This is a genomic window from Streptomyces sp. NPDC050508 (assembly GCF_040655155.1).
GTDB lineage: Bacteria > Actinomycetota > Actinomycetes > Streptomycetales > Streptomycetaceae > Streptomyces.
Map to the genome: position 1 here is coordinate 265,203 of NZ_JBFAJJ010000002.1, position 11,566 is coordinate 276,768.

General features: G+C 68.0%; 10 protein-coding genes. 5 read left to right on the top strand and 5 right to left on the bottom strand.

What is annotated here, in order from left to right:
• Positions 1-23: 23 nt before the first annotated feature.
• From AB0I69_RS06325 to AB0I69_RS06345, 5 genes are all read right to left on the bottom strand, one after another.
• Entirely contained in the window at positions 24-476 is a 453-nt protein-coding gene (locus tag AB0I69_RS06325; RefSeq protein ID WP_363094409.1) for a helix-turn-helix domain-containing protein, read from the bottom strand.
• 4 nt (positions 477-480) lie between these two features.
• A complete protein-coding gene (gene dnaJ, locus AB0I69_RS06330; protein ID WP_363094410.1) occupies positions 481-1,668 on the bottom strand; it encodes a molecular chaperone DnaJ in 1,188 nt (395 codons plus the stop codon).
• Positions 1,669-1,719: 51 nt separating this feature from the next.
• A complete protein-coding gene (gene grpE, locus AB0I69_RS06335; RefSeq protein ID WP_363094411.1) occupies positions 1,720-2,382 on the bottom strand; it encodes a nucleotide exchange factor GrpE in 663 nt (220 codons plus the stop codon).
• On the bottom strand, positions 2,379-4,223 hold the full coding sequence (dnaK, locus tag AB0I69_RS06340; RefSeq protein ID WP_363094412.1) for a molecular chaperone DnaK: 1,845 nt from the start codon (positions 4,221-4,223) through the stop codon (positions 2,379-2,381). The genes grpE and dnaK overlap by 4 nt, the downstream gene beginning before the upstream one ends.
• 96 nt (positions 4,224-4,319) lie before the next feature.
• On the bottom strand, positions 4,320-5,342 hold the full coding sequence (locus AB0I69_RS06345; RefSeq protein ID WP_363094413.1) for an MraY family glycosyltransferase: 1,023 nt from the start codon (positions 5,340-5,342) through the stop codon (positions 4,320-4,322).
• A 229-nt stretch (positions 5,343-5,571) separates the two neighbouring features.
• Here AB0I69_RS06345 and AB0I69_RS06350 point away from each other — a divergent pair, with 229 nt between their 5' ends.
• The 5 genes from AB0I69_RS06350 (at position 5,572) to AB0I69_RS06370 (ending at position 11,476) form a co-directional block, all read left to right on the top strand.
• Positions 5,572-7,863 carry a (Fe-S)-binding protein gene (locus AB0I69_RS06350; protein WP_363094414.1) on the top strand — a complete coding sequence of 764 codons (2,292 nt, stop codon included), beginning with the start codon at positions 5,572-5,574 and terminating at the stop codon, positions 7,861-7,863.
• A 185-nt stretch (positions 7,864-8,048) separates the two neighbouring features.
• A complete protein-coding gene (locus tag AB0I69_RS06355; protein WP_363094415.1) occupies positions 8,049-8,450 on the top strand; it encodes a hypothetical protein in 402 nt (133 codons plus the stop codon).
• 72 nt (positions 8,451-8,522) lie between these two features.
• Positions 8,523-8,933 (top strand): hypothetical protein, encoded by a 411-nt coding sequence (locus tag AB0I69_RS06360; protein ID WP_363094416.1) that lies wholly within the window; start codon positions 8,523-8,525, stop codon positions 8,931-8,933.
• A gap of 150 nt (positions 8,934-9,083) precedes the next feature.
• Positions 9,084-9,629, top strand: coding sequence for an RICIN domain-containing protein (locus AB0I69_RS06365; protein ID WP_363094417.1), 546 nt, complete (start codon positions 9,084-9,086; stop codon positions 9,627-9,629).
• Positions 9,630-9,979: 350 nt separating this feature from the next.
• Positions 9,980-11,476: an FG-GAP-like repeat-containing protein gene (locus AB0I69_RS06370; RefSeq protein WP_363094419.1), complete on the top strand. Its 1,497-nt coding sequence runs from the start codon at positions 9,980-9,982 to the stop codon at positions 11,474-11,476.
• The last annotated feature ends 90 nt before the right edge of the window (positions 11,477-11,566 follow it).

Genomic DNA, 11,566 nt, shown 5'->3' on the forward strand with positions numbered 1-11,566 from the left:
CCCCTTCGACGGGTGAGTGGACGTCAGTCCGAGGACTGCTGCCGCTTCGGCCGCCACACCACCAGCGCGCTGGTCTGCTGGACCTCCTGGTACGGCACCAGGTCGCGCCGGTACGACGCGTGCACCGCGGCCTCGCGCTGCTGCATCGCCGCCGCCGCGCCCTCGACCGCCGACTGGAGTTCCGCGACGCGCTGCTGGAGCGCGACGACCTGGTTCTCCAGCTCGATGATGCGCTTGATGCCGGCCAGGTTGATGCCCTCGGTCTGCGACAACTGCTGGACGGTGCGCAGCAGTTCGATGTCGCGGGCCGAGTAGCGCCGACCGCGTCCGGCCGTGCGGTCCGGGGAGACCAGGCCGAGGCGGTCGTACTGGCGCAGCGTCTGCGGGTGCAGGCCGGAGAGCTGGGCCGCCACCGAGATGACGTAGACCGGGGTCTCCTCGGTCAGCTCGTACGGGTTGCGTCGACGGCCGTCCATCTCGTCATGCTCCCTTCGCGGCCTGGAACAGCTCCGCCCGCGGGTCCTCGCCCGCGGTCGCCTCTCGATACGCCTCCAGTGCGTCACGAGCATTCCCCGTGACGTCCTTCGGGACACTCACCTCGACCGTCACGAGGAGGTCGCCCCGGGTGCCGTCCTTGCGGACCGCGCCCTTGCCGCGGGCCCGCATCGTCCGGCCGTTGGGCGTGCCCGGCGGCAGCTTCAGCGTCACCGGGGGCCCGCCCAGGGTGGGCACCCTGACCTCGCCGCCGAGTGCCGCCTCGGCGAACGTCACCGGGACCGTCACCGTGAGGTTGTCCTCCTTGCGGCCGAACACGGGGTGCGCGTCGACGTGCACCATGACGTACAAGTCCCCTGAGGGACCGCCCCGTTCACCCGGTGCGCCCTTGCCGCGCAGCCGGATGCGCTGGCCGTCCGTGACCCCCGCGGGGATACGGACCTGCATGGTCCGCGAGGACTTGGCGCGCCCGCTGCCCTTGCAGTCCATGCACGGGTGCTCGGCGATCAGGCCGCGGCCCTTGCAGTCCGGGCACGGGTCCGTGAGCGAGAAACCGCCCCCGGAGCCGCGCGCGACCTGGCCGGTGCCGACGCAGGTCGGGCACACGCGCGGTGTGCCGTTCTTGTCGCCGGTGCCCGAACAGGCCTTGCAGGGCTGCTGGGAGGACATCCGCAGCGGGACCGTGGCCCCTTCGATGGCCTCCGTGAAGCTGAGCGTGACCTCGGACTCGATGTCCTGGCCGCGCCTCGGCTGCGTACGGGTCGTGCCCGTGCCGCCGCGGTTGAACAGGCCGCCGAACACGTCGCCGATCCCGCCGCCGAAGCCGCCGGAACCCGCGGTGCCGCCGCCCTGCGCGCCGCCTCCGAAGAGGTCGCCCAGGTCGAAGTTGAAGTTGCCGCCGCCCGCGCCGCCCGGCCCCGGGCGGTAACCGCCGTTGCCGAAGAGGGAGCGGGCCTCGTCGTACTCCTTGCGCTTCTTGGGGTCACCGAGGATGTCGTTGGCCTCGGAGATCTCCTTGAAGCGCTCCTCGGCCTTGGCGTTGCCCTTGTTGGCGTCCGGGTGGAACTCGCGGGCGAGCTTCCGGTACGCCTTCTTGATCTCGGCCTCGGTGGCGTCCTTGGGGACGCCGAGGACCTTGTAGTAGTCCTTCTCGATGAAGTCCTTGGTGCTCATCCTCGACGTCCCTCCTTCTGTCCGCTCGATACGTCGGCTACGTCAGCTGCGTCAGCCCTCTTCAGGGCCGTTGTCCTTCTCGTCGCCGGCCTCGGACTCGTCCTCCGCCTTACCGGTCCCCGTGGCACCGGGCTGCGGCTCGGCGACGGCCACCCGCGCGGGGCGGATGGTGCGCTCGCCGATGCGATACCCCGGCTGCAGGATCGCCACGCAGGTCGTCTCGGTGACGTCCGGCGCGTACGAGTGCATGAGGGCCTCGTGGATCGTCGGGTCGAAGGGCTCGCCCTCCTTGCCGAACTGCTGCAGTCCCATCTTCGCCGCGGCGGTCTCCAGCGACTCCGCCACCGACTTGAAACCGCCGACGAGTTCACCGTGTTCCCGCGCGCGGTTGATGTTGTCGAGCGTGGGCATCAGCTCGGTCAGGAGGTTCGCCACGGCGATCTCCTTGACCGCGATCCGGTCGCGCTCGACCCGGCGGCGGTAGTTCTGGAACTCGGCCTGGAGCCGCTGGAGGTCCGCGGTGCGCTCTTCGAGCGCCTTGCGCACCTGGTCCAGCTGGGCCGTCAGACCGGCGATCTGTGCACTTGCGTCCCCTGCCGGGGCCGCCCCCTCCCCACTACCGGAGGGGGAGGCGGCCTGCGGCTCGGCGTCGTCGGGGGTGGCGCCGGAAGGGACATCGGGCTTCTCGTCGAAGCCCGGGGTCTCCTCCGTCACGCGGCACCGTCCTTGCGCTCGTCGTCCACGATCTCGGCGTCCACCACGTCGTCGTCCGCCTTGGGCGCCTCGGCACCCGGGGCGTCGCCGGCGGCGGCCTGCGTGGCCTGGGCGTCGGCGTACATGGCCTGACCGACCTTCTGCGAGACCGCGGCGACCTTCTCGGTGGCCGTACGGATCTCGGCGGTGTCCTCGCCCTTGAGCGCGGCCTTCAGCTCCTCGACGGCGGCCTCGACCTCGGTCTTGACGTCGCCGGGGACCTTGTCCTCGTTGTCCTTGAGGAACTTCTCCGTCTGGTAGACGAGCTGCTCGCCCTGGTTGCGGGACTCGGCGGCCTCGCGGCGGCGGTGGTCCTCGTCCGCGTACTGCTCGGCCTCCTGGCGCATGCGGTCGACCTCGTCCTTCGGCAGCGAGGAGCCGCCGGTGACGGTCATCTTCTGCTCCTTGCCGGTGCCGAGGTCCTTGGCCGTGACATGCATGATGCCGTTGGCGTCGATGTCGAAGGAGACCTCGATCTGCGGGACACCGCGCGGGGCCGGCGGCAGACCGGTCAGCTCGAACATCCCGAGCTTCTTGTTGTACGCCGCGATCTCGCGCTCGCCCTGGTAGACCTGGATCTGCACGGAGGGCTGGTTGTCCTCGGCGGTGGTGAAGATCTCGGACCGCTTGGTCGGGATCGTGGTGTTGCGCTCGATGAGCTTGGTCATGATCCCTCCCTTGGTCTCGATACCGAGGGACAGCGGGGTCACGTCGAGGAGCAGGACGTCCTTGACCTCACCCTTGAGGACACCGGCCTGGAGGGACGCGCCGATGGCGACGACCTCGTCCGGGTTGACGCCCTTGTTGGCGTCCTTGCCACCGGTCAGCTCGCGCACGATCTCCGCGACGGCCGGCATACGGGTGGAGCCACCGACGAGGACGACGTGGTCGATCTCGTTGATGGAGATGCCGGCGTCCTTGATGACGTTGTGGAACGGCGTCTTGCAGCGCTCCAGCAGGTCGGCCGTCAGCTGCTGGAACTGGGCGCGGGTGAGCTTCTCGTCCAGGTGCAGCGGGCCCTCGGCGGACGCCGTGATGTAGGGCAGGTTGATCGAGGTCTCGGTGGAGCTGGACAGCTCGATCTTGGCCTTCTCGGCAGCCTCACGGAGACGCTGCAGGGCCATCTTGTCCTTGCCCAGGTCCACACCGTGGCCGGACGCGAACTGCTTCACCAGGTAGTCGACGACCCGCTGGTCCCAGTCGTCACCGCCGAGGTGGTTGTCGCCGTTCGTGGCCTTCACCTCGACGACGCCGTCGCCGATCTCCAGGAGGGACACGTCGAAGGTGCCGCCACCGAGGTCGAAGACGAGGATCGTCTGGTCGTCCTTGTCGAGGCCGTACGCCAGCGCCGCGGCGGTCGGCTCGTTCACGATGCGCAGGACGTTCAGGCCCGCGATCTCGCCGGCCTCCTTCGTCGCCTGGCGCTCGGAGTCGTTGAAGTACGCCGGGACGGTGATGACCGCGTCGGCCACCTTCTCGCCCAGGTAGGCCTCGGCGTCGCGCTTCAGCTTCTGCAGGATGAAGGCGCTCATCTGCTGCGGGTTGAAGCTCTTGCCGTCCAGCTCGATCTTCCAGTCCGTGCCCATGTGGCGCTTCACGGAACGGATGGTCCGGTCAACGTTCGTGACCGCCTGGCGCTTGGCCACCTCTCCGACGAGCACCTCGCCGTTCTTGGCGAAGGCGACGACGGACGGCGTGGTCCTGGCGCCCTCTGCGTTGGTGATGACGGTGGGCTCGCCGCCTTCAAGAACGCTGACGACGGAGTTAGTCGTGCCCAGGTCGATGCCGACCGCACGTGCCATGGTTGATTCCTCCAGCAATGACTTGAGTGGAACGGACTCAAGTGTGCACGACACTCACCGCTGGGTCAACAGAGCTGAGTCGAGCAGGCTCAACTCTTATCCGTTCCTTACACGCAACTGCGCCCCGACCTGCGACGATACGGCCCGTCGCGCCCCGTAGACAGAGACTTTAAGCAGTCCGAACACGACGACCAGGGCCCCACCCGCCACCCACGCGACGGCGGATTCGCCCGCCCACCCGTTGTGCACGAGCACCCCAATGAGCACTCCGGAGAACCCCGCGATCCCCAGGAGCACCACCGCGCCCTGCGGGGTGAGCCCCAACTTCCGCAGCCGGTGGGCGAGATGGTCCGGCCCGCCGCGCAGCAGCGCCCGCCCGGCCAGCCGCCGCGACAGCAACACAAGGACGGCGTCGGCACTGGCGACCGCAGTCAGCGCGAACAACACCCCCGCGCTGGACGCGAACCCGTGCCCGGCCTGCGTGACCACGGCGGCCGAGGCGAGCACGAACCCGGTGAACAGCGAGCCGCACGCGCCGAGCGCGATCCGCGCGGGATGCCAGTTGTGCATCAGGAACCCGGTGAGCGCGGCGGCCAGCACACTCAGCAACACCGCGAGCCCGTCCATGACTTCCATCGCGGCACAGGCCCCGACCCCGAAGGAGGTGATCACCCCCACGGTCCCCGCGAGCCCGTCGGCGTGATCGAGCCCCTTGAAGGCACCGGCGACGAACACGATCCAGACCGCCGCCAACAACCCCCCGGGCACCCCGATCTCGCCGTACGGCACGACACAGGCCGCCGCCACCGCCGTACCGAGGACCAGGAACCGGGTCTTCAGCCGCCACACGTCGGCGACCAGCCCGAGCGCGGCCACCGCCGATCCGGCAGCAAGGAGTCCGCCGACGCCGTCACCGAGGGGGGCGACGCCGGTCCAGTCCCCGGCGTAGGTGACCAGCCCCGCGGCGACCACGACGGCCGGACCCCCGAACAGCGGTACCGGCCGCGTCCGTCGGCGCCGGTCGACGACACCGGCCTTGAGGGCGGGCACCCGGAGCAGCGCGGCGAGGAGGGCGGAGAGGAGGAGGGCGGTCGTGGCGGCGAGGATCCCGTAGAGCACAGGGTTAAGTTAGCCGCAAATGTACCAATTCAGTATGAATAACACGATCGGATCGTCACAGGCTTCGGAGCAGGCTTTTTTAGGCAACCCTCAGCGACATAGATCACCGCACGGCTGGCTACAGTGCGACAGAAGATAGGGGTAGTCTCTGACGGACTGATTAAGTTACCGCTTAGTAATGTGCTGGGTGGTAATGCCATGACCCCTCGCAGGCCCGAGGAGCCCTGAAATGCAACTCGCCGCGATCATCGTGTCGCTGGTTCTGATCGTGGTCGGTGTGGCGCTGTTCGCCCGCGCCGTCCTGCAGATCTACACCTTCATGCGACTCGGCCAGAACGTGCCCGCGGGCACCCGCACCGACGAGCCCGTCCAGCGCACCGTCACCGTGGCCAAGGAGTTCCTCGGCCACACGAGGATGAACCGCTGGGGCGTCGTCGGAGTCGCGCACTGGTTCGTGGCGGTGGGCTTCTTCTCACTGCTGCTGACGATCGTGAACGCCATCGGCCAGCTCTTCAAGGCCGACTGGCTGCTGCCGGTCATCGGCGAATGGGCGCCGTACAACGTCTTCGTCGAGTTCATCGGCACGATGACCGTGCTCGGCATCCTCGCCCTGATCGTGATCCGCCAGCTGAGCAAGCCGAACAAGCCGGGCCGCAAGTCCCGCTTCGCCGGCTCCAACTTCGGCCAGGCGTACTTCGTCGAGGCCGTCATCCTCATCGTCGGCGTCTGCATCTTCATGCTGCACGCGCTTGAGGGCGCCCAGCACCACGTCGACAGCTACGAGGCGTCCTTCTTCATCTCGTACCCCGTGGTCTCGGCCCTGCGCCACCTGGACGTCTCAACACTCCAGAACCTCACGTACCTCTTCGCGGGCGTGAAGATCGCGGCCTCCTTCATCTGGATGATCACGGTCGCCCTGAAGACGGACATGGGCGTCGCCTGGCACCGCTTCCTGGCGTTCCCGAACATCTGGTTCAAGCGCAACGCGACCGGCGAGACCTCCCTCGGTGCCCTGCTCCCGATGACGTCGGGCGGCAAGCCGATCGACTTCACCGACCCGGGCGACGACGACGTCTTCGGCGTATCGCAGGTCGAGCAGTTCTCCTGGAAGGGTCTGCTGGACTTCTCCACGTGCACCGAGTGCGGCCGCTGCCAGTCGCAGTGCCCCGCCTGGAACACGGGCAAGCCGCTCTCCCCGAAGCTGCTGATCATGTCCCTCCGCGACCACGCGCACGCCAAGGCCCCGTACCTGCTGGCGGGTGGCGGCAAGTCGATGGAGGGCGAGGAGAAGGCGACGGAGGAGCAGCTCGCAGGCGTCCCCGCCGCGGCCCTCGCCGAGGCCGAGCGCCCCCTGATCGGCACTCTCGAAGAAAACGGCGTCATCGACCCGGACGTCCTGTGGTCCTGCACCACCTGCGGCGCCTGCGTCGAGCAGTGCCCGGTGGACATCGAGCACGTCGACCACATCGTCGACATGCGCCGCTACCAGGTGATGATCGAGAGCGCGTTCCCGTCCGAGGCCGGGACGATGCTCAAGAACCTGGAGAAGAAGGGCAACCCCTGGGGGCTCGCCAAGAAGCAGCGCCTGGAGTGGCTCAAGGAGGTCGAGTTCGAGGTCCCGGTCGTCGGCCAGGACATCGAGGACCTCACCGAGGTCGAGTACCTGTACTGGGTCGGCTGCGCGGGCGCGCTGGAAGACCGCGCCAAGAAGACGACGAAGGCCTTCGCGGAACTCCTCCACATCGCGGGCGTCAAGTTCGCGATCATGGGCGGCGACGAGAAGTGCACGGGTGACTCGGCGCGGAGGCTCGGCAACGAGCCCCTGTTCCAGGAACTCGGCATGGAGAACGTCATGGCCCTGAACATGGCGTTCGGCGAGGAACTGGACGACGACGGCAAGGTCGTAGCGGAGTCCGCGAAGCCGAAGTCGGCGAAGAAGATCGTCGCGACGTGCCCGCACTGCCTGAACACCATCGGCAACGAGTACCCGCAGCTCGGCGGCGACTACGAGGTCATCCACCACACCCAGCTGCTCCAACACCTGGTCGACGAGGGCAAGTTGATCCCGGTGACGCCGGTCGAGGGCATCATCACCTACCACGACCCGTGCTACCTGGGCCGCCACAACAAGATCTACACGCCCCCGCGCGAGATCATCGCCAGCGTCCCGGGCCTCCGCAACGAGGAGATGCACCGCCACAAGGAACGCGGCTTCTGCTGCGGCGCCGGCGGTGCGCGGATGTGGATGGAAGAGCGCATCGGCAAGCGCATCAACAACGAGCGCGTGGACGAGGCCCTCTCCCTGAACCCGGACATCGTGTCCACGGCCTGCCCCTTCTGCCTGGTCATGCTCACCGACTCGGTCAACGGCAAGAAGAACGACGGCAAGGCCAAGGAGTCCATCCAGGTCGTCGACGTGGCCCAACTCCTCCTGGACTCGGTCAGGACACCGGCCGACGACGAGCCCCCGGCGGGCGAGTCGGAGTCGGAGAACGCCCCGGAGCCGCAGCCCGTGAAGTAACAACCAGCCAGTCCGCTACGACGGCGCCCCGCACCCTCTCCGGAGGGCGCGGGGCGCCGTTGTCGTAGGGGAAGGGGTGTAGCGGGCTACACCCCGTATCCGGGAGAGCGGTCCCTCGTGACGGCGAGCGCGCGGCGGAATCGTAGAAGGCAGAGATCACGCCCCCGCCTCCCTTAGGAAAACCCGTGAAGTCGCTGCTCACCACCGTCAAGTCGTTCATCGCCAACCTGCTGCTCTGGTCGTTCTTCATCGGCGGCCTCACCGCGAGCACGGCCTCCGGGGCGGTGCTGGACGGTACGGCGAAGACCGCCGCCACCTACACCGGTATCGCCGTCTCGCTGCTGGCCGGCTCACGCATCGCGAAGAAGCCGAGGATCAAGGCGTTCCTGTCGAAGCCGTCGACGCTGTGGTTCCTGTTCCTGTTCAACGGCGGTGTGGCCGTGGCCAGTTACTTCGCCATGGACGGCGTCAAGGGCATCGCTACCGCCGCCGGAATGGGCCTGGTCTCCCTGGGTGCGGCGGGCGGCCTGATCGCGGCCCGCCGCAAGCCGGTGGTCGAGGCACGGGCGGAAGGGCCCTGGGTCTGAGGACGGCCCCACAGTCCCCGCAGAACCACACCCTCCCCCTCCCCCTCCCCCTCACCCGAGAAGGGCACACCCATGACCACGAACCGCCGCCGTACGGCCACCCTGCCCCTGGCCGTCGCAGCCATCGCCCTGACCACCGGACTCCTCACGGCCTGCGACCCCACCGACACCTCCGACGCCTCCAACTCCCTGAACTGCCTCAGGAACTGGAACACCATCTCCGACAGCCTCAAGGCGATCCACGACGCGGGCGTCGACGCGGCGAAGGACCCGACCCGGACCGACGAATCCATCGCGACGATCAACAAGAACATCGACAAGATCGACGCCAACTCGGACGACAGCAAGGTCGACAAGGCGGTCGACAACCTCAACAAGGCGATCTCCGACTACAACAAGTCCATCCTGAACGGCGACACGAACCCCGACTCCAGCAAGATCGACGCGGCGGCGGACAAGCTCAAGAACGTCTGCACGTCGTAACTCCGGCGGACAGAGAAAGCGAGTTGGCCTTCGCGGAAGAGTGATGACACCGCAGGTCATCCCGTTCCACTGAGCGGCACAGAACGTGACAGGCGGACTCCCGCACACCACGCTGGCCATCGGATTTCCCACCACAACCAGAAGGAATCCATGAGCCTCAGACGCAAGTTGTGCGAAGCCCTGGCCTTCACTGTCTCGATCGGCGCGTTGCTGCTCACCGGTACGTCCGCCCATGCCGCCGGCGGTCAGGCGACAGCGTCGGTCACACCCAAGTCTGTCGGCAACTACTACGAGATCCAGGCCATCACCAGCGGCAAGTGCCTGGACGTCGACGGCAAGTCCCAGGCCAACTACGCGGTGGTATGGCAGTACTCCTGCCTCAACGCGGACAACCAACTATGGGTCCTCGTGTACCTCAACGACGGCTACTACAAGTTCGTGAACCGGAACAGCGGAAAATGCCTGGACGTCAACGGCACCGCCAACAGCAGCCTCGCACAGCAGCTTGACTGCAACGTGACCTCGACAGAGGAATGGGCCTTCCAGGCAGCAGGCGTCGGACTCTCCTCCAAGATCGTCAACCGGGCCAGCGGTAGGTGCCTCGACCTCCCCGGCGGATCGCTGAACGACTACACCAGGATCCAGGTGTGGGACTGCGTCCCCGGCAACACCAACCAGATCTGGAACTTCGTGTAAGCGGGCGGAAACACGTCACTTTGTGCGCAAGTGGGTGACGAGAGCGGCGAGTTGAGGCCGGGCGGTTGTTGTCGCCACGCCCGGCTCGTCGCTCTCGCGTGGGTACAGGGCGTGCGCAGGACCACCCGATGACGGTGGAGCTGAGCCTCGGCATCCAGACACGCCCCACAGATTTACCGAACTCACGTACAACCCTTACGCACCACCACAGGTCTCCTGATCGCCAACCACCCGTGAAGCCAAGGACAACTCCTGGCGAACACGGACGGCACGCACCCATCGACACCGATCGACACCTCATCGACGCGGATGCCCGCCACGCATCCCCCGCATGCCGCAGGAGACCCCGCATGCACCAGCAGCAGCACCCGTACCTGCGACTCGCCCTCGCGACGGCCGCCGCGGCCGCACTGACGGGCGGTCTGCTCTCCGTCTCGGTCGCCACCGCGAACGCCGCCGACTCCTTCAAGGTCGCGAAGGCCGACTTCAACGGCGACGGAATCGGCGACGTCGTCGTCTCCGCGCCCGGCGCCTACGTCACCGGCCAGGCCGATGCCGGCCAGGTCGTCGCGCTCTACGGCACCGCCACCGGAGTGTCGTCCGCGAAGCGTTCGACGCTGAGCCAGAACTCGGGCAACGTGCCCGGCACCGCCGAGAAGGGCGACTACTTCGGCGACGAGACGGCGTACGCCGACTTCAACGGCGACGGCTACGACGACCTCGCCGTGGCCTCGCCGTACGAGAAGGTCGGCACCGACACCGACGGCGGCGCCCTCGCGATCCTCTGGGGCTCGAAGAGCGGCCTGACCGGCAAGAGCAGCGACGTACCGGACCCGGCCGTGTCCGGGCACGACAACTGGGGCCAGACCCTGGCCGCCGGCGACTTCGACGGCGACGGCAAGGCCGATCTGGCCGTGGGCAGTTCGGCCGCGACCGTCTACGTCTACAAGGGCGGCTTCAGCAGCTCGACCGGCAAGCCCGGCGGCCGTTACACGATCAAGCCCCCGATCCACTCCGGCACCACCGGCTTCCCGTACGGCCCGGCGCACCTCACGGCCGGTGACGTCAACGGCGACGGCCGCACCGACCTCGTGGTCGACGGCTACGAGACGCAGACCAGCAACGGCTGGAACACCAACTACTACGTGCCGGGCGCCGCGAGCGGTCTGAGCATCGCGGGCGTGCAGACCCTCAAGCCCGGCATCGTCACCGGTATCGGCGACATCAACGGCGACGGTTACGGCGACATCGTCAGCGGCGCGGGTTGGGACGCCACGACGAGCGACGGTACGACCGTCCCGGACTCGGCGAACGGCGGCCAGGTGAACATCACCTACGGCTCCGCGTCCGGCCCCGCCTCGACCACCGGCATCACCCAGAACTCCGGGAACATACCCGGCAGTTCGGAGAAGGGTGACGCCTTCGGCTGGGACCTGGACCTGGGCGACGTCAACGGCGACGGCTACCAGGACGTCGTCATCTCCGCCCCGAACGAGGACCTCGGCGCCGCCACCAACGCCGGCATGGTCACGGTCGTCTACGGCTCGGCGGCCGGCGCCGACACCACCACCGGCGTCCAGTCCTTCGCCCAGAGCACGGCCGGCGTCCCCGGCGCCGACGAGAAGAACGACCTGTTCGGCGCCGACGTCAAGCTCGACGACGTCAACGGCGACGGCAGGGCCGACCTGCTCGTCGGCTCGTACGAGAACGACGCCAACGGTGCGGTGACCTACCTCCCCTCCAACGGCACGAAGATCACCACCACCGGCTCCCGCACGATCTCCCCGAGCACCTCGGGCGTCTCGACGTCCGGCACACCGCAGTTCGGCGCCCTGTTCGCCGACTAGCACTCAACTCCCCTCCAGTTCCGGGCCCATGACACCCCGTCATGGGCCCGACCACTCCCCTCCCCCACTCCCTCCCTCATCTCTCCCCTC

Excerpts from the sequence above, each read along its gene's own strand:
- AB0I69_RS06325 (WP_363094409.1), bottom strand. The coding sequence starts at position 476 with ATGGACGGCCGTCGACGCAACCCGTACGAGCTGACCGAGGAGACCCCG.
- dnaJ (WP_363094410.1), bottom strand. The coding sequence starts at position 1,668 with ATGAGCACCAAGGACTTCATCGAGAAGGACTACTACAAGGTCCTCGGC.
- dnaK (WP_363094412.1), bottom strand. The coding sequence starts at position 4,223 with ATGGCACGTGCGGTCGGCATCGACCTGGGCACGACTAACTCCGTCGTC.
- AB0I69_RS06350 (WP_363094414.1), top strand. The coding sequence starts at position 5,572 with ATGCAACTCGCCGCGATCATCGTGTCGCTGGTTCTGATCGTGGTCGGT.
- AB0I69_RS06360 (WP_363094416.1), top strand. The coding sequence starts at position 8,523 with ATGACCACGAACCGCCGCCGTACGGCCACCCTGCCCCTGGCCGTCGCA.
- AB0I69_RS06365 (WP_363094417.1), top strand. The coding sequence starts at position 9,084 with ATGAGCCTCAGACGCAAGTTGTGCGAAGCCCTGGCCTTCACTGTCTCG.
- AB0I69_RS06370 (WP_363094419.1), top strand. The coding sequence starts at position 9,980 with ATGCACCAGCAGCAGCACCCGTACCTGCGACTCGCCCTCGCGACGGCC.